The 20,661-nt window shown below is 64.3% G+C and carries 22 protein-coding genes and 2 tRNA genes; 18 read left to right on the top strand and 6 right to left on the bottom strand.

Annotated features, from left to right (window positions below; genetic code table 11):
* Positions 1-1,299, bottom strand: a 1,299-nt coding sequence (locus C725_RS09380; protein WP_038282722.1) for a tyrosine-type recombinase/integrase, incomplete at its 3' end; no start/stop codon positions are given.
* A gap of 153 nt (positions 1,300-1,452) precedes the next feature.
* Positions 1,453-1,541: transfer RNA gene (locus tag C725_RS09375), tRNA-Ser, on the bottom strand.
* A gap of 217 nt (positions 1,542-1,758) precedes the next feature.
* Here C725_RS09375 and hspQ point away from each other — a divergent pair.
* The 4 genes from hspQ to C725_RS09355 all read left to right on the top strand — a co-directional run bounded on the left by hspQ (position 1,759) and on the right by C725_RS09355 (position 3,818).
* Positions 1,759-2,112, top strand: coding sequence for a heat shock protein HspQ (hspQ, locus tag C725_RS09370; RefSeq protein WP_008602301.1), 354 nt, complete (start codon positions 1,759-1,761; stop codon positions 2,110-2,112).
* 177 nt (positions 2,113-2,289) lie between these two features.
* On the top strand, positions 2,290-2,820 hold the full coding sequence (gene rplU, locus C725_RS09365) for a 50S ribosomal protein L21 (RefSeq protein WP_008602299.1): 531 nt from the start codon (positions 2,290-2,292) through the stop codon (positions 2,818-2,820).
* Between the two features lie 14 nt (positions 2,821-2,834).
* Positions 2,835-3,104 carry a 50S ribosomal protein L27 gene (gene rpmA, locus C725_RS09360; protein WP_008602297.1) on the top strand — a complete coding sequence of 90 codons (270 nt, stop codon included), beginning with the start codon at positions 2,835-2,837 and terminating at the stop codon, positions 3,102-3,104.
* A 135-nt stretch (positions 3,105-3,239) separates the two neighbouring features.
* On the top strand, positions 3,240-3,818 hold the full coding sequence (locus C725_RS09355; RefSeq protein ID WP_008602294.1) for a GNAT family N-acetyltransferase: 579 nt from the start codon (positions 3,240-3,242) through the stop codon (positions 3,816-3,818).
* Between the two features lie 28 nt (positions 3,819-3,846).
* On the opposite strand, the gene C725_RS09350 is transcribed toward C725_RS09355, so the two are convergent.
* Positions 3,847-4,518, bottom strand: coding sequence for a hypothetical protein (locus C725_RS09350; protein WP_008602293.1), 672 nt, complete (start codon positions 4,516-4,518; stop codon positions 3,847-3,849).
* 251 nt (positions 4,519-4,769) lie between these two features.
* Between C725_RS09350 and obgE the strand changes: the two genes are divergently transcribed.
* From obgE to C725_RS09335, 3 genes are read left to right on the top strand one after another with little or no spacing between them, the layout of a single operon-like run.
* Positions 4,770-5,813, top strand: a complete 1,044-nt coding sequence (gene obgE / locus C725_RS09345) for a GTPase ObgE (RefSeq protein WP_008602291.1) — start codon at positions 4,770-4,772, stop codon at positions 5,811-5,813.
* Positions 5,798-6,934: a glutamate 5-kinase gene (proB, locus tag C725_RS09340; RefSeq protein WP_008602289.1), complete on the top strand. Its 1,137-nt coding sequence runs from the start codon at positions 5,798-5,800 to the stop codon at positions 6,932-6,934. Before obgE ends, proB begins: the two co-directional genes overlap by 16 nt.
* Positions 6,931-8,196 carry a glutamate-5-semialdehyde dehydrogenase gene (locus C725_RS09335; protein WP_008602286.1) on the top strand — a complete coding sequence of 422 codons (1,266 nt, stop codon included), beginning with the start codon at positions 6,931-6,933 and terminating at the stop codon, positions 8,194-8,196. Before proB ends, C725_RS09335 begins: the two co-directional genes overlap by 4 nt.
* A gap of 85 nt (positions 8,197-8,281) precedes the next feature.
* Here the strand turns inward: C725_RS09335 and C725_RS09330 are convergent.
* Both C725_RS09330 and C725_RS09325 read right to left on the bottom strand, forming a co-directional pair.
* Positions 8,282-8,357 (bottom strand) — tRNA-Ala (locus C725_RS09330).
* A 129-nt stretch (positions 8,358-8,486) separates the two neighbouring features.
* Positions 8,487-8,813, bottom strand: a complete 327-nt coding sequence (locus tag C725_RS09325) for a TIGR02300 family protein (protein ID WP_038282608.1) — start codon at positions 8,811-8,813, stop codon at positions 8,487-8,489.
* Positions 8,814-9,027: 214 nt separating this feature from the next.
* Between C725_RS09325 and aroA the strand changes: the two genes are divergently transcribed.
* Positions 9,028-10,374, top strand: coding sequence for a 3-phosphoshikimate 1-carboxyvinyltransferase (aroA, locus tag C725_RS09320; protein ID WP_051051305.1), 1,347 nt, complete (start codon positions 9,028-9,030; stop codon positions 10,372-10,374).
* Positions 10,375-10,577: 203 nt separating this feature from the next.
* On the opposite strand, the gene wecB is transcribed toward aroA, so the two are convergent.
* Positions 10,578-11,612: a non-hydrolyzing UDP-N-acetylglucosamine 2-epimerase gene (wecB, locus tag C725_RS09315; protein WP_008602277.1), complete on the bottom strand. Its 1,035-nt coding sequence runs from the start codon at positions 11,610-11,612 to the stop codon at positions 10,578-10,580.
* An 81-nt stretch (positions 11,613-11,693) separates the two neighbouring features.
* Here wecB and C725_RS09310 point away from each other — a divergent pair, with 81 nt between their 5' ends.
* The 10 genes from C725_RS09310 to C725_RS09265 all read left to right on the top strand — a co-directional run bounded on the left by C725_RS09310 (position 11,694) and on the right by C725_RS09265 (position 20,659).
* Positions 11,694-12,323: a (d)CMP kinase gene (locus C725_RS09310; RefSeq protein WP_008602275.1), complete on the top strand. Its 630-nt coding sequence runs from the start codon at positions 11,694-11,696 to the stop codon at positions 12,321-12,323.
* Positions 12,324-12,560: 237 nt separating this feature from the next.
* Positions 12,561-14,276 (top strand): 30S ribosomal protein S1, encoded by a 1,716-nt coding sequence (gene rpsA, locus C725_RS09305; RefSeq protein ID WP_008602271.1) that lies wholly within the window; start codon positions 12,561-12,563, stop codon positions 14,274-14,276.
* Between the two features lie 133 nt (positions 14,277-14,409).
* Positions 14,410-14,694 carry an integration host factor subunit beta gene (locus C725_RS09300; RefSeq protein ID WP_038282605.1) on the top strand — a complete coding sequence of 95 codons (285 nt, stop codon included), beginning with the start codon at positions 14,410-14,412 and terminating at the stop codon, positions 14,692-14,694.
* A 76-nt stretch (positions 14,695-14,770) separates the two neighbouring features.
* Positions 14,771-15,094: a LapA family protein gene (locus tag C725_RS09295; RefSeq protein WP_008602267.1), complete on the top strand. Its 324-nt coding sequence runs from the start codon at positions 14,771-14,773 to the stop codon at positions 15,092-15,094.
* A gap of 20 nt (positions 15,095-15,114) precedes the next feature.
* Positions 15,115-15,798 (top strand): orotidine-5'-phosphate decarboxylase, encoded by a 684-nt coding sequence (gene pyrF, locus C725_RS09290; protein ID WP_008602265.1) that lies wholly within the window; start codon positions 15,115-15,117, stop codon positions 15,796-15,798.
* Positions 15,795-16,424: a phosphoribosylanthranilate isomerase gene (locus tag C725_RS09285; RefSeq protein WP_008602264.1), complete on the top strand. Its 630-nt coding sequence runs from the start codon at positions 15,795-15,797 to the stop codon at positions 16,422-16,424. The genes pyrF and C725_RS09285 overlap by 4 nt, the downstream gene beginning before the upstream one ends.
* Positions 16,421-17,665: a tryptophan synthase subunit beta gene (gene trpB, locus C725_RS09280; protein WP_008602263.1), complete on the top strand. Its 1,245-nt coding sequence runs from the start codon at positions 16,421-16,423 to the stop codon at positions 17,663-17,665. The genes C725_RS09285 and trpB overlap by 4 nt, the downstream gene beginning before the upstream one ends.
* Positions 17,662-18,450: a tryptophan synthase subunit alpha gene (gene trpA / locus C725_RS09275; protein WP_008602261.1), complete on the top strand. Its 789-nt coding sequence runs from the start codon at positions 17,662-17,664 to the stop codon at positions 18,448-18,450. Before trpB ends, trpA begins: the two co-directional genes overlap by 4 nt.
* Complete coding sequence (gene accD / locus C725_RS09270) at positions 18,447-19,325, top strand: acetyl-CoA carboxylase, carboxyltransferase subunit beta (RefSeq protein ID WP_008602260.1); 879 nt, start codon at positions 18,447-18,449, stop codon at positions 19,323-19,325. The genes trpA and accD overlap by 4 nt, the downstream gene beginning before the upstream one ends.
* Positions 19,322-20,659: a bifunctional folylpolyglutamate synthase/dihydrofolate synthase gene (locus tag C725_RS09265; RefSeq protein WP_008602259.1), complete on the top strand. Its 1,338-nt coding sequence runs from the start codon at positions 19,322-19,324 to the stop codon at positions 20,657-20,659. Before accD ends, C725_RS09265 begins: the two co-directional genes overlap by 4 nt.
* Positions 20,660-20,661: the final 2 nt, after the last annotated feature.

The following is a 20,661-nucleotide window of genomic DNA, read 5'->3' as shown; positions in this document are numbered from 1 at the left end:
CCGTGGGCCCTCGAGCAACGCAGACGCCGCTAGTTGCCCCTCCATGATCCAGTTCGCCCAAAGCTGTGAGATTTCGCGTCGGCGATCCATATACGCTGCGCGGTTATATCGCTGTTCAGACGCGGACAATCCCTTAGGCATATGCGCAAGCATCAAGTCGACAATCAAACGCTCAAGCACGAGGCGCGGGTCAGCTCCCACGTGTTGTCGAGCAAAATGCTCGTTCATTATGGTCGAGAAGGATGACCTCCAGCCGTGGCTGACGTGTCGTCCCTTATAACCTAAGCGATGATACAAAAAGTTTACGGTGTTCTCACTGAGCGGACCGAACGACGAGCGATTATTTGGGAAGGCAAGCGGACCGCGACCAGTCAATCGCCGAGTTGCTTTGAGGACCTCGACCGATTGGCGAGCAAGTGGAACCACATGGTCGAAGGCTTCGTCGCCCTTCAATTCCAGTTCCAGCTTCACACGGTCGGATGGGATTAGCCAGAACGCGTTCTCATCGACTGCGCCGTCATCTGACCACGTTATTTCGTGAAACTCAGACCATGGTGCAGTTCTGACCATGCCTGGCCTTTGGGCCGTGAGAGCCATAAAACGCGAAGCGAGGCGGCTGACCGGATTAGCTCCTGCACCATCGACCGCAGCGATTAGGCCGCGTATTTCGTCCAAGTCGACCAGTGCCGGCCAGCGTTTTCCCTTCGGTACGGGCTTCAGGAGTTCGCCCACGTCCGCGGGGTTATGAGTGACCACCTTCTTAGAGCGTGCGAATTTGAAAATGCTCGCAATTCTTTGGCGAAGCCTGTGCGCGGTTTCGATCGCTCCTCTTGCCTCAACGATTTGAAGGGTTGAAAGAACAAGATGCTCATCAATGTCTGCCATGGCGATGTTGCCCAGAACGGGAAACAGATCACGCTCCATGCTGCTAATGACATCGCCAGCATGGACTTCCGTCCAGCGGTCTTTTTGCAAGTTGTGCCATTCGCGCGCTAACGCTTCAAACGTGTGCTCATGGCGCTTTGTGTTGGCCAATTTCGCCAGCTTAGCTTCGTATCCTGGGTCGCGCCCTTCCCTAAGTAGCCGTTTCGCGTCATCGCGCATGATGCGGGCCTCGGCCAGCGATACGTCAGGGTAGTGGCCGAAGACAATTCGCTTTTCCTTGCCCCCGAACCGGTATTTGTATCTCCACGAGCGGTGACCGGTTGTCGTAACGAAGAGATGCAAACCGGCAGAATCAGCCAGCTTGTATGGCTTTTCGCGTGCTTTCGCTTTTCTGACTGCCGCGTCGGTCAGCATGCCCCCACCTCACTAGCTTGATGCCCCCAAAGTGCCCCCACGTCATTTGGCATTGGCTGACATTGGATGATACCGCTTAGGACAGCGGTCGCCCCGAAATGCAAGCAATTACAGTCAACTATATATGGGCTGAAAAGCCCTGAGAAAGGGAAATGGCGGAGAGGGTGGGATTCGAACCCACGGTACCCATAAGGCACAACGGTTTTCGAGACCGCCACATTCGACCACTCTGTCACCTCTCCGCACGAGGGACGCCGGCAGCCCTTGGGGCAGCAAGCGCGGTCGAAGCGCGGGCTAATAACGAGGGCGGCGGCGTTTGCAAACCCTTCCCGTCAAGCGGCGCGCATCTTCACGCCAGAGGGACAGCGCAGGCCGCTTTGCACCCTGTGCCGGGAAATCCTACATTTACGGACGATGGCTTATGAGCCGCCGCGGACAGAGCGGACAAAGGAGAACGACATGACCGGTGAACGGCAGATCATTGCGGCAGTGCGCTCTGCCACTTTCGGCATCGGCGATGTGGTGAAGCATCGATTCTATCCCTTCCGCGGCATTATCTTCGACGTGGATCCGGAATTCGCGAACAGTGAGGAATGGTACCAGTCGATCCCGGAGGACGTGCGTCCCATTCGCGAGCAGCCCTATTACCATCTGCTCGCGGACAATGGCCAGGAAGCCTATGTGGCCTATGTCAGCCAGCAGAACCTGCTGACCGACGAGGAGGGCGGCGAGCCCCTGCATCCGGCCGTGGCGGAAATGTTCGATCGGGATGCCGACGGGCGCTATCGCCTGCGGCCCGGCCGGGCGCACTGAACGGATATCGGACCGGACGGCGGTCGGGCCCGAGCGTCCGACATCCCCGGAATTGCCTTGACGCCTTCCTCCCTGCGGCCTATCTGGCGCCTTCAATTCGGCGGCTCGCCGCGCGGATCGGCTTGATTCGCGGCGGACCCCGCATTTTATTTTGACTGAACCCGTTTGGAAGACCTGATGTTCGCGATCGTGCGCACGGGCGGCAAGCAGTATCGCGTCGCCGCCGACCAGAAAATCATCGTCGACAAGATCGACGGCGAAGTGGGCGACAGCGTCGCTCTCGACGATGTCCTGATGATCGGCGAAGGCGACAGCCTGCAGGACGCCTCCAAGGAGACTGTTCACGCAGAGATCGTGGAGCAGGCGAAGTCGAAGAAGATCCGCGTCTTCAAGAAGCGTCGCCGGCAGGGTTACCAGCGGACGCGCGGCCATCGCCAGCAGCTGACGGTCCTGAAGATCACCGCTCTGGGCGGCAGCGCCCCGGCGAAGAACGCTGCGCCGAAGGCGGCCAAGGCCGATGCGGCGACGACCGAGGCGCCCGCTTCCGAAGCCCCTGCGAAGGCGGAGAAAGCGGCGACCAAGAAGACGACTGCGAAAGCCGCGGAGGCGAAGACGCCCGCAAGCGACGCCCCCGCAGCGAAGAAGAAGGCACCGGCCAAGAAGGCAGCGACGGCCAAGTCCGCGCCCAAGGCCGACGACGAAGCGTAAGAGGAGACTGAACGATGGCACATAAGAAAGCAGGCGGTTCCTCTCGCAACGGCCGCGACTCTCCGGGTCAGCGTCTGGGTGTGAAGCGTTTCGGCGGTCAGCACGTGCTGGGCGGCAATATCCTCGTGCGTCAGCGCGGGACGAAATTCTATCCGGGCCGCAATGTCGGTCTCGGCAAGGATCACACGCTGTTCGCGCTCGTCGAGGGTACGGTGAATTTCCACGACGGCGCCCGAGGCCGAAAGTACATCTCGGTCGACCCGATTATGGAAGCGGCCGAATAGCGACAGGCGACCCGCCAGCAACATAGGTCGCCGGAGATGGCGACCCCGGGGTGAAAAAGGCCCCGAAAAGAGGGAGACGGGTCGCCGCCTCCCTTTTTTCGTGTCTCCCCGCGGCAGATTGGAAGGAGCCGCGGTATGTTCATCGTGACGGAAAGGCTGTTGCTGCGCCCGCTTTGGCCGGAGGACGCGGACGTGCTGTCGGCGCGCATGGGAGATGCGGACGTGCTTCGCAATCTCGGCACGCCCCCCTCCCCCTTCACCGTCGCGCGCGCGATGGAAAAGATCGCCGCTGATTTGGCGAGCGGACCGGACATGGTCAGCCTGGGCATCTTCGACCGCCGTTCGGTTCGGGAGCTTGCAGGCGGCATTGCGTTCGGACCGCGCCCCGATCGCGGCGGCGACATCGCTCTCAGCTACTGGATCGCACGAGACTGGTGGGGCCAGAGGATTGCCGTGGAAGCCGGACAGGCGGTCCTTGAGCACGCCTTTCTCGGCCGGCGCCTGCCGCAGCTGAAAGCGAGGGTCTACACCGACAATCCAAAATCCGGCCGGGTGCTGCAATCGCTGGGCTTTACCGATACGGGGCGGTTGTCGACGCAGCACTGCGTACCGCGCGGGGAATCGGTGGAGTGCCGGGAATTCGTCCTCTCGCGCGAAGCCTGGGAAGACGGACGCGCGCTTCGAAGAGCGGACGCAGCGCGCCACGCCGCCTGACGCGCTCCGCTCGCCGTCTGTTCGGCCCTCAATCCAGGTTCAGTCCGCGTTCCTTGATGACGGGTTCGCAGATGGCGGCAATGCGGCTGGACAGGTAGTCCGGATCAAGCGATTCGACCACGCCGAAGCGCTCTGGATTGACGAACTTCCGCGTTGCGCCCTGCGGCACGGTCAGGCCGCTCATTCCGCTGAACGCCGCGATCTCATCCGCACGCTGGGTAAGCTGATGTGTCGGGATGACCAGCAGACGCTCGGACGGGATGCGCGTGAAGGGGAGTTCAACCGCCTCGCGCCAATAGTTCAGATAGCCCGACAGCGGATAGAGATCCTTCTGCCGCAGCGGTTCGTCGCCGGGCGTGAAGCCCTCATGCTGGCGGAACCGATAGTCGCGGAAGCGGTGCCAAGTCGCGCTGACGTCCCGGCGCAGACTATCGTCGACCATTGATCGCAGCCAATCGCCCGGCCTGCGCACGGTCAGGACATAGCGGCTGCCTGGAAACAGCGCCTCGAACATGTCGATAAGGTAGATATTTACCTGAGAGGCATCGAATTTCAGGCGGCGCCGTTTGTCCCGTTGCCGAAGGACGTCGGCAAGCGCGCGATCGTCGGAACCGGCTCCGCCCTGTAGCCGGTCGAGATGAAGTTCGATCAGCTGCTCGGCATCCGCCTCATGCGCCGAATGGGCCTGCCGGGCGAACATCGTCCCAATACTATGCGTACCGGTTTTGGCGGCCCCGACGCCGATAACGCGGGGACCGCTGCGAGGCAGAAGATATTTGCGCGTTAGACGAATGATGTTCGCGATGTCGGCTATCCTTCACGGGCGGCGGGCTGAATCCAGCGCTGAATTCCAAAGCAGCCGCCCCCCTCTTGTCAACGCACTCCTTGGCCTTGAGCGCCCAAATGCCGGTTACGATAGCCAGGCAGCGGGCACCACGATAAAGCGGTCCCATGCATTTTCTGGATCAGGCAAAGATCTACATACGCTCCGGTGCCGGCGGCCCGGGTGCGGTGTCGTTCCGCCGCGAAAAATACATAGAATATGGCGGTCCCGATGGCGGCAATGGCGGCCGCGGCGCCGATGTGGTGTTTCGCGCCGTTCAAGGCCTGAATACGCTGATCGATTTTCGTTACACGCAGCATTTCCGCGCCCGGCGCGGCACGGGCGGCGCCGGACAGAACAAGACCGGCGCATCCGCGCCGCCCCTTATCATCGACGTACCCGTCGGCACCCAGATCCTCGATGAGGACAGGGACGTCATGCTGGCCGACCTGACGGACGCGGGGCAGCAGGTCACTCTGCTGGAAGGGGGCCTCGGCGGGCGCGGCAATGCCAGCTACAAAACGTCCACGAACCGCGCGCCGCGTCAGCATCAGCCCGGCGAGCCCGCGCAGGAAATGTGGGTTTGGCTGCGCCTGAAGCTGATGGCCGATGCCGGTCTCGTCGGGCTGCCGAACGCAGGCAAGTCGACCTTCATCAGCGCCATTACCAACGCGAAGGCGAAGATCGGCGACTATCCCTTCACCACCGTGCAGCCTCAGCTGGGGGTCGTACGCTACCGCGACCACAGCTTCGTGCTCGCAGACATTCCGGGGCTGATCGAGGGTGCCGCCGACGGGGCCGGAATCGGCGACCGGTTCCTGGGGCATATCGAACGCTGCCGGGTGCTCCTCCATCTGGTTGATGCGACCGAGAACGATCCGGCCGCCGCCTACCGGACGGTTCGGGACGAAATAGAAGAATATGGCGAGGGACTGGCGGAAAAGCCGGAACTCGTCGCGCTTACGAAGATTGACGCCTTGGACGAGGAGTTGATTGCTGCTCAACTGGCAGAGCTGGAAGAGGAAGCGGGACAGAATGTCTACCCCATATCCACCATCAGCGGACAGGGGGTCGACACGCTGATGAAACCGCTTGCCGCCATGGCGGGCAGCCAGCGAGATGACGGCGATCACGAACAGGAACAACCAGAAGGGGAATGGTCTCCGCTTTGACGGATCTAGACACATCGCATCACTTCGCCGGCGTTAAGCGCCTGGTGGTCAAAATCGGCTCCGCGCTGCTGGTCAGCGAGGCAGGCGAGGTCGAGAGATACTGGATCGCCAGTGTCATCGAGGACATCGAACGCCTTCGCAAGGAGAACGGTATCGACGTCGTGCTGGTCGCATCCGGCGCGGTCGCGCTCGGTTCGAACCTGCTGGACCTGCCGCCACGCGACAAACGCAGCCTTGAGGACAGCCAGGCCGCCGCGGCCGCCGGCCAGATCATCCTGTCCGGCCTGTTCTCCGAACTGTTCCGTTCCCACCGCCGGCGGGCGGCGCAGATTCTCGTGACGCTGGACGATCTGCAGGACCGCCGCCGCTACCTAAATGCGTCGGCAACGATCGACCGCCTCATAAGCCTCGGTGCGACACCGATCATCAACGAGAATGACAGCGTGACGACGGAGGCGATCCGCTTCGGCGACAATGACCGTCTGGCGGCCCGCGTGGCCCAGGCGGCAAACGCGGATATGGTGCTGCTGCTGTCGAACGTGGATGGCCTCTTCACCGAGGATCCGCGCAAGAACCCCGATGCGAAGCATCTGCCGGTCGTCGATGACATCGGCAGCCTGAACGTGAAGCTCGGTGCCAGCACCGGCCCCGGGTCGGGCGGTATGGGATCGAAGGTGGAGGCGGCGCGCATCGCCACGGCAAGCGGTATCTCTCTCGCCATCGCGGACGGCCAAAGCCCGAACCCCGTGATGCGATACCGCGACCAGGGCAAGGGCACGCTCTTCACCGCCAATGACGACGTGAACGCACGCAAGGCCTGGATCGCGGGCAAGATCGACGTCGCCGGACGGCTGACGATTGACGAGGGCGCGGAAAAGGCGCTGTGCGAAGGCAACTCGCTGCTGGCGGCGGGCGTTACTGATGTGGATGGCGAGTTCGCCCGCGGCGCCTCGGTCGACATCTATTCGAAGGATGGCATCCTCCTGGCGCGCGGGCTGATCAGCTACAATTCCGGCGAATCCAGACAGATCGCCGGCAAACGCAACGACGCACAGCGGGACCTGCTGGGCTACGCGCCGCGGTCCGCGATCGTGCACAGAAACAATATGGTGCTACTTTGACAGACAAGACCGAAAACCCCGAACAGCTCGTTCAGTCGCTGGGAGAGAAAGCGCGGCGCGCCGCCACGACGCTTGCCGCACTGAGCACGGAGGAGAAAGCAAAGGCGATCCGCGCCGCCGCGCAGGCGATGCGCGACGACAAGGACGCAATCCTGGCGGCGAACGCGAAGGATATGGAGGCGGCAAGCGACCTGCCGGCGGCCATGCAGGACCGGCTGAAGCTGGATGCCGATCGGTTGACCGGCATTGCCGATGCGGCCGATTCCATCGCCGCATTGCCAGATCCGGTCGGCGAACTCATCAAGACTTGGGACCAACCCAATGGGCTGACCTTCGAGCGTCGCCGCGTCCCGCTGGGAGTTGTTGGCATCATTTACGAGAGCCGCCCCAATGTCACCGCCGATGCCGGCCTGCTTTGCGTCATGGCCGGCAATGCCGCGATTCTGCGCGGCGGGTCCGAAGCGGTGCATTCCAACCGTGCGCTTCTGGCCGCTATCGGCAAGGGCCTGCGCAGCGCCGGCGTTCCCGAAGAGGCCGTTCAGTTGGTGCCGACACAGGACCGCGCAGCTGTCGGCGCGATGCTGAAGGCCGCCGGCCTGATCGACATCATCATCCCGCGCGGCGGCAAATCGCTCGTCGCCCGTGTCCAGGAAGAGGCGCGCGTACCGGTACTCGCCCATCTGGACGGCATCTGCCATGTCTATGTGGACAAAGACGCCAATCCGGACATGGCGCGGGAAATCGCGGTCAATGCGAAGATGCGCCGGACCGGCATTTGCGGCGCGATGGAAACGCTGCTGATCGACGAGGCCGCGGTCGATATGGCCCCCGGCATCATCCGCGCCCTTCTCGACGAGGGCTGCGAGGTTCGAGGCGATGTCGGCGTCAAGGGGATGGACGAGCGCGTGAAGCCTGCAACGGCCGAGGATTGGGATACGGAGTATCTGGAGCCGATCGTCTCCGCGAAACTCGTCTCCGGCGTCGACGGAGCCATTGCGCATATCGCCGAGCATGGCAGCCATCACACCGATTCGATCGTGACGGGCAATCAGCAGACGGCCGACACGTTTCTGGGCACGGTCGACAGCGCCATCGTGATGCACAACGCCTCCACCCAGTTCGCCGATGGCGGACAGTTCGGGTTCGGTGCCGAAATCGGCATTGCGACCGGGCGCCTGCACGCCCGCGGCCCCGTCGCTCTCGAGGGGCTGACGACCTATAAGACGGTGGTGAAGGGGTCCGGTCAGACACGTCCGGCCTGATCCCGGGAAGCAGACAAAAAGAAACCCCGGCGCCCCTCGCGGGCCCGGGGTTTCTTTTTGCCACATCGCACCTTCTCAAGAGCGATGGTGGAGCCGAGGGGAATCGAACCCCTGACCTCTACAATGCCATTGTAGCGCTCTACCAATTGAGCTACGGCCCCGTCGCCATCATGGCCACCCTTTAGGCTTGGCGGGTGGCGAGGGCGGGCGTTTAGGCGAAGGGACTGCGGCTGACAAGGGCCAATTCGCCCAATTTCTTGCCGCCGGAAACCCCGTCCGCAAATCCGCGATCAGGTATCCTCCGGCTCGTCGTCTCCAGCCGACTTGGTCACCTCCGACAGATCCTCGTCGCCGCCGAGATCGTTCTCGTCGTCGGGCGAACCCTCATCGTCCTCGTCGATGTCGAGATCGTCCTCGTCCAGATCTTCCTCGGCCGCCTTTTCCTTGCTGGTCTTCGCCGTATCGAACGGAAGCGGCTGCTTCGACTTCAATACCGGTTCCGGAGCCCAGCTATGGCCGCACTCGATGCAGGTGACCGGCTCATCCTGTCCCAGGTCGTAGAAACGCGTTGCGCATTCCGGGCACTGACGTTTGGTGCCCCATTCCGCTTTTGCCAAAGCAAAGTCTCCATGAATCAAAAAAGGTTCGGCCGGCGAATCGGCGCAGGCGAACGAACACGGGGCGGCGCTTGCCACGGGATGGGCGGGCTGTCAAAGCCCCGGCCCGCGAGGCGCGTATGTTGGGACACCCTGTTGCCGCGTCAAGCCAAGGAGGAGAAGTTCGATACCCGTGTCCGTTCCACCGCGCCCCGCTTCCCCGAAACCACACGCGCTGTCCTTCCGTGCCGCCGGCCCGCTGAAGGGGCGCGTCAAGGTGCCCGGCGACAAGTCGATCTCGCACAGGGCCCTGATGTTCGGCGCGCTCGCCGTCGGCCGCACGCGCATCTCCGGGCTGCTGATGGGCGAAGATGTGAAGGCGACAGCGGCTGCAATGGGCGCCCTTGGCGCCGTGATCACGTTCGGGGCGGACGATGTCACGGTGGACGGCGTGGGTGTCGGCGGCCTTCTGGCGCCGGAGGCTGCGCTCGACATGGGCAATAGCGGCACCTCGACGCGGCTGCTTTTGGGCCTCCTGTCCAGCCATCCCCTGACCGCCACCTTCATCGGTGACGCTTCCCTGTCGCGGCGCCCCATGGGCCGGGTCATCACGCCGCTGGAGGAAATCGGCGCACGCTTCGAGGCCAGCGAGGGGGGACGCTTGCCGCTCACCATGACCGGCTCGCACACGCCCGTTCCCATCGACTACCGGCTGCCCGTGGCCTCTGCGCAGGTGAAATCGGCTGTTCTTCTGGCGGGCCTCAATACGCCGGGGCGCACGCGCGTGCGGGAAACGGCCCCGACCCGCGATCATTCCGAAAGAATGCTCCGCCGCTTTGGGGCGGAGCTGAGCGTCAAGACGGATGGAGCGGAAACGCTGATCGACCTGATCGGCGAAGTCGATCTGAAGCCGCAAGAGCTCGACATACCGGGCGATATCTCGTCGGCGGCCTTCCCGATCATCGCCGCGCTGCTCGTGCCGGGTAGCGAAATCACCATCGAGGGCGTGGGCCTCAATTCCACCCGCACGGGCCTTCTCGATGCGCTGCGCCTGATGGGCGCGGACGTCGCGGTGTCGGAAAGGGACACCGGCCCGTCCGAGGAGCCGCAGGGCGATATCCGGGTGCGCGCTGGGCGGCTTAAAGGCGCCGATATACCGGCCGCGCTCGCCCCCCGCATGATCGACGAATACCCGATCCTTATGGTCGCGGCGGCGCTGGCGGACGGCGTCACGGTGATGCGCGGCCTGGAGGAGCTTCGGGTCAAGGAGTCGGACCGGCTCGCACTGATGGCCAAGGGTCTGACCGCCTGCGGCGCGGAGTGCGAACTGCTTTCGGACGGAATAGCAATCACAGGTTCGGGTGGCGCTCCGCTGTCCGGCGGCGCGCAGATCGATGCGGATCTCGATCACCGCATTGCCATGAGCTTTGCGGTTCTCGGTCTCGCGGCATCCCGCCCCGTCGTCGTCGACGATGCCTCACCAATCGCGACCAGCTTTCCAGGCTTCACTGAGCTGTTCGAAACGATGGGCGCCTCAAGCGATCATGGTCAGCACGAAAACCATTCCGCCGAGCCAGCTTAACGCCAGGAAGCGAAGATCAGAGGGGGGTTGCCCGGTAAAGCTCTCCGATAACTCACGACTATCCGACCCAACGCCACGTGGCCGCATGCGCCGGCCGAAGGAGGCGCGTGCCTGTCGATGTTCCAAACGCATGATCCTCTCCATGAGCAAGCGCGCCAGATATACTTAACAACGCGTTAACTCTTCGGGAGAGGAAAAGATGGTTAACGGCAGATGGAAAAGTTTTCCGCGAGGATGGCGGCGATCCGTTCGCCGGCCCGGCCATCGCGCAGCGGTTCCTCAGCGAGTGGAGAGGACGCGCCGAGAAGCGTGCGGGCGCGGGTCACAATGCGCGCCGTTTCCGCACCCACGAGCTCGGAGAAACCGGGGACCAGCAGCTCGGGACGTTCGGTGCGATCCCGCAGGATGAGCGACGGCCGGCGCAAATAGGCCGCTTCTTCATGGACGCCGCCCGAGTCCGTCAGGACGAGATCTGCGGCGGTCATGAGGCGAAGGAAATCGCGATGGCGCTGCGGCGGCAGGACCGCCAGGCCCGGAACGCCGACAAGGCCGCTAATGTCCGCATCGGTGATCCTGGGGTGGCGGATGTAGATGACTCGGCGCCCTGCCCGCGCCAGGTCGCTCGCTGCGGCGTAAATCTGTTGCAGCCGCGCACCCCCGTTTTCGGCACGGTGCACGGTCATAAGGATAGAGCGGGTCGGTACGGCGATGCGCGGTTCGACCTGCAGAATCGAGAGCGCCGCATCGTAGACCGGGTTTCCGGTCACATGCACGCTGCCAACTGCCGCCCCCGCAGTCAGGAGGTGTTCGCGCGCAGCCGCCGTCGGCGCGAAGTGAAGATCGGCAAGCCGCCCGATGCCGATGCGGAATATTTCCTCCGGAAAGGGGTCGAGGGCGCTGCCTGACCGCAGCCCCGCCTCGACATGCGCGAGCGGCACCGACTCGAGCCGGGCCGCCACCGCCCCCAGAAAAGCCGAACGGGTGTCGCCCTGCACGACCAGAGCGGCCGGCTGGGCCTGCCTGATGACCGTCTGCAGCGCGGCAAGCGGATAATCATTATCGCCGCCGGCGTGGTGGTCCGCCTCTAGTCCATATTCCTGAAGGATCGGCGGCAACAGATCGCGGTGTTGACCGGTGGTGCAGATTTGCGCTTTGCCGCCGCATCGATCCAAGGCCGCGATTACCGGCGCCAGCTTGATGGCTTCCGGCCGCGTCCCGACAATGAAAAGACAGCTCATGCCCCTCGCCCCCTGCCCCCAGATTCGTCCGGTTCTGCAATATGTTGACCTTCCGCTGCCTGGCAAGGGAGCAGGTGATCGATGATCGTTGCAGTGGACGGCCACGCTGCCTCTGGCAAAGGAACGGTGGCAAAGGCGATCGCGCAACGCTTCGATCTTCCCTATTTGGATACGGGTCTCCTCTATCGTGCAGTTGCGGTAAAAATGCTCACTGAGGGCATCGACCTGAGCGACGAGAAGGCTGCGGCGCTGGCGGCCGCAACGGCGGAGCCCGGGGCCATCGAGGAGGCGCGGCTGCGCTCTCGCGAGGCGGGGGAGGCCGCGTCGATCGTCTCGGCCCATCCCGCCGTGCGCAGGGCACTTCTCGACCGGCAGCGACGCTTCGCGGATCAGGCTGGCGGCGCGGTTCTCGACGGCCGCGACATCGGCACGGTCATTGCGCCGCACGCCGATGTGAAACTGTTCGTGACCGCAAGCGTCGCGGAACGCGCGCGGCGCCGTGCTTTGGAGCTGGAGGCGGCCGGCCAGCCTGTCCACCTGGCGGAGATGGAAGCCGATCTTGCCGCACGCGATCGGCGCGACAGCAGCCGTGCCTCCGCGCCGCTGAAACCAGCCGAGGACGCCGTGCTCCTCGACACGAGCCACCTCAGCCGCGAGGAATCCGTCGCAAAGGCCATTCGCATTGTCGAGGAAAGCGGTGCGCGACCTTGATTTTTACCGGCAGTCGGCATAGCTGCCGAGTGCTTCGGTACCGGGTTATGGTCGTTTCCGTTCCCGTAAGCGCTTTAGCGACAAGATGGATGAAGAGCCGGACACGCGTTCGCTTTTCCTGTCCGCCTTGCCGGAAAGTGTCCCCGCCGAGGCATCAACAACGGACGCGCCGCGTTCGAGACCGCCGGAACCAACCGGTCGGCATGTATAATTTTCACAAAGGATATTCAAGAGATTATGGCAACAGCACCGCAGCCCACACGCGACGATTTTGCAAAAATGCTGGAAGACAGCCTTGGCGGCGAGGAGGCCTTTGAGGGCCGCGTCGTCACCGGCCGGGTTACCGGCATCGAGAACGACATGGCCATCATCGATGTTGGCCTGAAATCCGAAGGGCGCGTGCCGCTGCGCGAATTCGCCCCTCCCGGTCAGAAAGCCGAACTGAGCGCCGGCGACGAGGTCGAGGTCTATGTCGACCGCGTCGAGAACGCCAATGGCGAAGCCATGCTGTCGCGCGACCGCGCGCGCCGCGAGGCTGCCTGGGACCGCCTGGAAACCGAATATAACGACACCGCCCGCGTCGAAGGCCAGATCTTCGGCCGTGTGAAGGGCGGCTTCACCGTCGATCTGGGCGGCGCCGTGGCCTTCCTGCCGGGCAGCCAGGTCGACGTGCGCCCTGTGCGCGACGTCACGCCCCTGATGGGCATCCCGCAGCCGTTCCAGATCCTGAAGATGGACCGGAAGCGCGGCAACATCGTCGTCTCGCGCCGCGCCATCCTGGAGGAAACGCGCGCCGAGCAGCGTTCGGACCTGATCCAGTCGCTGACCGAGGGCCAGGTTGTCGAGGGCGTCGTGAAGAACATCACCGATTACGGTGCGTTCGTCGACCTGGGCGGTATCGACGGCCTGCTGCACGTCACCGACATGAGCTACAAGCGGGTCGGCCACCCATCGGAAATCCTGTCGATTTCCGACACGGTGAAGGTGCAGATCATCCGCATCAACCGCGAGACGCAGCGCATCTCCCTCGGCATGAAGCAGCTCGAAGCCGATCCGTGGGACGGCGTGATGGCGAAGTACGAGGTCGGCCAGAAGGCGACGGGCCGCGTCACGAACATCACCGATTACGGCGCGTTCGTGGAGCTGGAAGACGGCATCGAAGGCCTCGTCCACGTGTCGGAGATGTCCTGGACCAAGAAGAACGTCCATCCGGGCAAGATCGTCTCCACCAGCCAGGAAGTCGAAGTCGTCATCCTGGAAGTGGACGAGGAAAAGCGCCGCATCTCTCTGGGTCTGAAGCAGGCGCAGTCGAACCCCTGGTCGGATTTCGCGGAGCGCTACCCGGTGGGCACGATCGTCGAGGGCGAGGTGAAGAACGCCACCGAGTTCGGCCTGTTCGTCGGCCTGGAAGGCGACGTCGACGGCATGGTTCACATGTCGGATATCGCCTGGGGCGTCAGCGGCGAAGAAGCGCTGGAAATGCACCACAAGGGCGAGACCGTGAAGGCCGTCGTGCTGGACGTGGATGCCGAGAAGGAGCGCATCTCTCTCGGCATGAAGCAGCTTGACCAGGCGCCGGAAGGTGCGGCCGCGCTGAGCGTCGGCTCGGGCGTCAGGAAGGGCGATGTCGTCACCGGCGAAGTCGTCGACGTGCGCGATGGCGGTGTGGAAGTGTCGCTGGACGGCGGCGTGACGACCGGCTTCATCCGCCGCTCCGACCTCAGCCGCGACCGCGACGAGCAGCGTCCGGAGCGCTTCCAGGTTGGTCAGAAGGTAGATGCCCTGGTCACCGGCTTCGACCGTTCGAAGAAGCCGAATCTGTCCATCAAGGCACTTCAGATCACTGAGGAAAAGGAAGCCGTGAAGCAGTACGGCTCCTCGGACAGTGGTGCTTCGCTCGGCGATATCCTCGGCGAAGCGCTGGGCAAGGCGAAGGACGACGGTAAGTCATAACGCTGTCGTAACGGACTAGTCAGTGGAAGCGAATCATGATATTATTGTGTCAGGTTCGCTTCCCTGATTGGTAGCGTTAACTTAAATTAGGATTGGGTGGGGAGCGGACCCAGGACACGAAGGGATCACGGGATTGATCAGGTCAGAACTCGTAGCGGCTGTGGCGGAAACCCATCCCCACCTCTCACAGAAAGACGCGGAGCGCGTCGTTGCGACGATCTTCGAGTCGATCATTGATGCTCTGGCCGAGGGCCGCCGAGTCGAACTTCGCGGGTTCGGCGCATTTTCGACCAGGGCGCGCGAAGCCCGTGTTGGTCGCAACCCCCGCACCGGCGATCAGGTGGATGTGGAGGCCAAGCGCGTTCCCCACTTCAAGGCCGGCAAGGAACTTCGCGAACGATTGAACGCCGACGGTTGAGCTTGGCAGGGCATTGGGCGACCATTGCCGCGTCTCTCAACTGGTAAAGCGACGTATGCCGCGCTAGTTTCGCGATATGCGCATTCTTACACTGATCCTCTACCTTCTTCTGGGTATCGTCATCGCATGGTTCGCGGCCCAAAATTGGGACCGCACCGTCCTGTGGCTGCCCGGCGGGTATGAGGCGTACTGGCCGCTCGGCGCCTACATCATAGCAGCACTGGTTCTCGGCATCCTGCCGACGGCGATCCTTCATTCCCTCAGCCGCTGGCGCTGGCAGCGCAGGGTTCGGAAGTTGGAGGCGAAACTGGCGGCGTTGGGTCAGCCCGCCGAGCCCTCCGTGGGAACCGGCCCGGCCCCTATGGGCGACTATACGACCCAGCGCACGCCGACCTTATGACGGAGAGCCTCGCAGCAACGATGCCGAACCCCATCTTCTGTGCGATCGACACTGGCGATCTTGAACATGCGCGTGATCTTGTAAGCGCGGTCGGACCGCATGTGGGCGGAATCAAGCTGGGGCTGGAGTTCTGGAATGCCTTTGGCCGAAAAGGCGTGGAGACGATCGTCGAGGCATCCTCGGGAAAATCGCTGTTTCTTGACCTGAAGCTGCACGACATTCCGAACACGGTCGGCGGCGCCGTGCGCGCGCTCGAGGATCTGCCGGTCGATATTCTGACGGTCCACGCCAGCGGCGGCGAGGCGATGATGCGAGCCGCCCGTGCAGCCGCGCCGGAGCGCACCAAGGTGGTTGCAGTCACAGTGCTGACCAGCCTGTCCGATGAGGATTTGACCGCACTCGGTACGGATGGCGGCGTCGACGCGCAGGTCGAACGGCTTGCGCTGCTGACACGCCGGGCAGGCCTCGACGGCATCGTCTGCTCACCGCAGGAGGTCGCCGCCCGCAGCGCCGCCTGGCCGGATGGTCTGTTCGTCGTACCCGGCATTCGCCCGCATGGGGCGGACATGGGCGATCAGAAGCGCGCCCTGACCCCGCAGGAGGCGCTGGACGCCGGCGCCTCTGTCCTGGTGATCGGGCGTCCGATCACGAAGGCCGACAACCCCGGAGAGGCTGCCGAGGCAATCGCCGCGCAGATGAAATGACCAGCGTCAAGATTTGCGGCGTGACGACCCCCGCCGCCCTGATCGCGGCGCGGCGCGGCGGCGCGGACCATGTCGGCTTCGTGGGAAAGGAAGGCAGCCCGCGCTTCATCTCCCCAGGCGAATGCACCGCCCTGTCGCAACAGGCAGACGGCCTGATCCGTGTCGGGCTGTTCGTCGATGCGCGCGATGAGGAAATCCGCCCCTATCTCGGCGCGATCGATGTGCTGCAGCTCCACGGCAATGAGAGCCCCGCCCGCGCGGCCGAACTGCAGGGGCGGTTCGGACGTCCCGTGTGGAAGGCGCTTGGCATACGAAGCGCCCGCGACCTGGATGCGGCGAATGCATATCGCGATGTCGCCGAACTGATCCTGTTCGACGCGAAGCCACCGGAGGGTGCCGCACTGACGGGCGGGCACGGTGTACGGTTCGATTGGTCGCTGCTGGACGGATGGCCGCGGCGCGGGGCATGGGGACTGGCCGGGGGACTGACGCCGGCCAATGTCGGACGGGCGATCGCAGCGACGGGCGCGCCCCTTGTCGACGTCTCCTCCGGTGTGGAAGAGGCGCCGGGAGAGAAAAGCGCGGCGAAGATTGCCGCCTTCATGGAAGCAGTGAAAAGCTTATGACAGGCAAGAGTTTAAGGGCCGGCCCCGACACGCGCGGCCATTTCGGGGCGTTCGGCGGACGCTATGTTGCCGAGACGCTGATGCCGCTGATCCTGGAGCTGGAACGGGAATATCGCCGAGCGCAGGCGGACCCGGCCTTCAAGGCGGAGTTCGAAGACCTGCTGCGCCACTATGTCGGACGACCGAGCCCGCTTTATTATGCCGAGCGCATGACCGAGGCGGTTCGCCAAGTCGCCGCACAAACTGGCGCGGACGGCGACACGGGCGCGAAAATCTACCTGAAGCGGGACGAGCTGAACCATACCGGCGCGCACAAGATCAACAACTGCATCGGCCAGATCCTGCTTGCACGCCGTATGGGCAAGACGCGCATCATCGCCGAAACGGGCGCGGGTCAGCACGGGGTGGCGACGGCCACCGTCTGCGCGCGCTTCGGACTGCCCTGCACGATCTATATGGGCGCGCGCGACATGGAGCGGCAGCAGCCGAACGTCTTTCGTATGCGCCTGCTTGGCGCGGAGGTGCGCGGCGTGACGGCGGGCCGTGCGACCCTGAAGGACGCGATGAACGAAGCGCTGCGCGATTGGGTCGCTAGCGTCTCCGACACCTATTATCTGATCGGCACCTCCGCCGGGCCGCACCCCTACCCCGAACTGGTACGGGATTTCCAAAGCGTCATCGGCACGGAGGCGAAGGCGCAGCTGCAGGAGGCGGAGGGGCGTCTGCCCGACCTGCTGGTTGCGGCGATCGGCGGCGGTTCCAACGCCATTGGCTTGTTCCACCCCTTCCTTGACGATGAAAGCGTGCGCATCATCGGTGTGGAAGCCGCCGGCAAGGGGCTGGATGGCGCCGACCATGCCGCCAGCCTTTCGGGCGGACGGCCCGGCGTCCTTCACGGCAACAAGACCTATTTGCTGCAGGACGAGGACGGACAGATCACGGAGGGACACAGCATCTCCGCTGGCCTCGACTATCCGGGCATCGGCCCCGAACATAGCTGGCTGCACGAGATCGGACGTGTGGAATACCGATCCGCCACCGATCAGGATGCGCTGGATGCCTTCCAGTTCCTTTGCCGTACGGAGGGGATCATCCCCGCCCTGGAGCCCAGTCACGCGCTTGCGGTCGTCCGCAAGGAAGCGGCGGCGATGAGCCGCGACGACATCATCATCGCCAATTTGTGCGGGCGCGGCGACAAGGACATCTTCACCGTCGCCGAGGCGCTGGGGGTGGAGCTGTGAGCGCGCGTCTCGAAGCTGCCTTCGGCAAGAACCGCGCCGCCCTCGTCACGTTCGTCACGGCCGGCGATCCCTCGGCGGAGGCGACGCTGGAGGTGCTCGACGCGCTGGTGGCCGGCGGCGCCGACGTCATCGAACTCGGCATGCCGTTCACCGATCCGATGGCGGACGGACCCTCGATACAGGCAGGGTCCCTGCGCGCGCTGAAGGCAGGCATGACGCTGAAGGGTACGCTTGAGATCGCGCGCCGCTTTCGCGCGAAGCACGACGGCGTGCCGCTGATCCTGATGGGCTATCTGAACCCGGTCCTCTCCTACGGATTGTCGTTTGCCGAAGATGCCGTAGCGGCGGGCGTCGATGGCTGCATCATCGTCGACCTACCGCCGGAAGAGGACCAGGAACTCGGCCCGTCCTTTCGCGATGCCGGCCTGCACTTCATACGCCTTGCCACCCCGACCACCGATGCAGCGCGTCTGCCCGCTGTCTTGAGCGGCGCATCGGGCTTCCTCTATTATGTCAGCGTCGCCGGCGTCACCGGCACGCGGGCGGCTGAGGCGCCGGACATCGGCGAAGCCGTCGCCGCCATCAAACGGGAAAGCAATCTGCCGGTCGCCGTCGGCTTCGGCATTCGCACGCCGCAGCAGGCGGCGGACGTTGCGCGCGTGGCGGACGGCGTGGTCGTCGGCTCCGCCATCGTCGACCTGGTGGGCCAGCATGGCCATGGGGCGCCCGAAACCGTACGCGCCTATGTGCAATCGCTGGCAAGCGCGATAGAAGCCGCCGCATGAGCTGGATCACGAACCTTCGCCCGCGCCTGCAATTCTTCAAGAAGAAGGAGGCGCCAGACAATCTGTGGACCAAATGCCGCGGCTGCGACCAGATGGTCTTTCAGCGCGATTTGCGTGAAAATCAGTATGTCTGTCCGAACTGCAATTTTCACGAACGCGTCGGACCGGCGGAACGCTTCGAGCAGCTGTTCGACGGCGATGCCGGGGGCAAGTTCGTTCGCCTGCCGGTTCCGATGGTCGCCGACGACCCGCTGAAATTCAAGGACCAGAAGCCCTACCCGGCACGCATCAAGGCAGCGCGCGCGAAGACCGGAGAGATGGAAGCCTTCGCACTGGCGCGCGGCCTGATTGGCGGCACCGACACCATCGTGGGCGTTCAGAATTTTGCCTATATGGGCGGATCCATGGGCATGGGCGTCGGGGCCGCGTTCCTTGCCGGCGCGCGTGAGGCGCTGGCGCAGGGACTGCCCTATGTCGTCTGCACCGCGTCGGGCGGCGCGCGCATGCAGGAGGGGCTGTTCAGCCTGATGCAGATGCCGCGCGCCACCGTGGCCATCGAGGAATTGAACGAGGCCGGCCTGCCCTATATCGTGATCCTGACCGACCCCACGACGGGCGGCGTCACCGCGAGCTATGCGATGCTGGGCGATATTCAGATTGCGGAACCGGGTGCGCTGATCGGCCTGGCCGGCCAGCGCGTCATCGAGCAGACCATTCGCGAAAAACTCCCAGAGGGCTTCCAGCGCGCGGAATTCCTTTACGACCACGGTATGCTCGACAAGGTCGTGCACCGGCACGAACTGGCGCCGACGCTCGGCCGTCTTCTCGGCATGATGATGGCCGCGCGCGCAGGGGGCCGGCAGAAGGCGGCATGAGCCGCGCGCCGATCGTCGGCGACGGCGCGCAGGCCGACGATCCCGCCCTCGACGCGGTTCTGCGCCGCGCCATGGCGCTGCATCCGCAATCCATCGACCTGTCGCTGGATCGTCTGGACGCGCTCCTTGCGAAGCTGGGCGACCCGCACCTGTCCCTGCCGCCGGTGTTCCATGTTGCCGGGACGAACGGCAAGGGCTCCGTCACCGCCTATCTGCGTGCATGTCTGGAGGCGGCAGGACACAAGGTTCACGCCTATACCAGCCCGCACCTGGTCAATTTCAACGAACGCATCCGCCTTGCCGGCCGTCTGATCGCCGACGAGCCGCTCACCGCGCTCCTGGAAGAGGTCATGACGGCGAACGCCGGTAGCGCCATCACGTTTTTCGAACTTACGACCGCCGCCGCCCTCCTGGCATTCGCGCGAACGCCCGCCGATGCTCTGGTGCTAGAGGTCGGGCTCGGCGGACGCTTCGACGCCACGAATGTCATTCGTTCGCCGATCATGACCGGCCTGACGCACATCTCGCTTGATCATCAGCGGTTCCTGGGCAACGACGTCACCAAGATCGCGTTCGAGAAGGCCGGCATCGCAAAGCCGGGCGTGCCGCTCGTCACCGCGCGGTATCCGTCCGCCATGGCGCACCGGGTTGCCGCCGCAGCGGCAGACGTCGGTGCCCCCCTGATGCCCCGTGGCAGCACTTGGGATGCAACCTTTTACCAGCGCCATCTGCATTACCGGGACGAGGCGGGGACGCTGACGCTGAACCCGCCACGTCTGCGCGGCGCGCATCAGCACGACAATGCCGCAATCGCCCTCGCCATGCTGCGCCATCAGGAAACATTGGCCGTTCCGGAATCGGCACTGAAGGCGGGTATCGGCTGGGCGGAATGGCCGGCGCGACTGCAGCGGCTGGAAAGCGGCGCTCTGGCGCAACTGTTGCCGAAGGGGGCGGCCCTTTATCTCGACGGTGGTCATAACCCCGCCGCCGGCCGTGCGATCGGGGGATTCCTGCGGCGCGAACTGCCGCCGGAGGCCGGTGCGCATATCATCCTGGGCATGATTGAGGGGAAGGACGCGGCCGGTTTCCTGAAACCGCTGACGCACCGCGCATCGGGACTGACGGCGGTTCCGGTCAGCGGCCATGCCTGTCAGCCGCCAGAGGGGATTGCCGCCGCGGCCGCTGCCGAAGGGCTGACGGCCGGTACGGCCGCGTCCGTGCCGGACGCGCTCCGTGCCCTTGCCAGCGGCCCTCCCCCACCCATCATTCTCATCTGCGGGTCGCTCTACCTTGCCGGGGAAGTCCTGAAGGCGAACGGTACCCCGCCCGGCTAGGC

It is taken from the genome of Pacificimonas flava (assembly GCF_000342165.1).
Classification (GTDB): Bacteria; Pseudomonadota; Alphaproteobacteria; order Sphingomonadales; family Sphingomonadaceae; genus Pacificimonas; species Pacificimonas flava.
The sequence above is the reverse complement of the archived record's forward strand: the minus strand, read 5'-3'. Positions and strand labels throughout refer to the sequence as shown.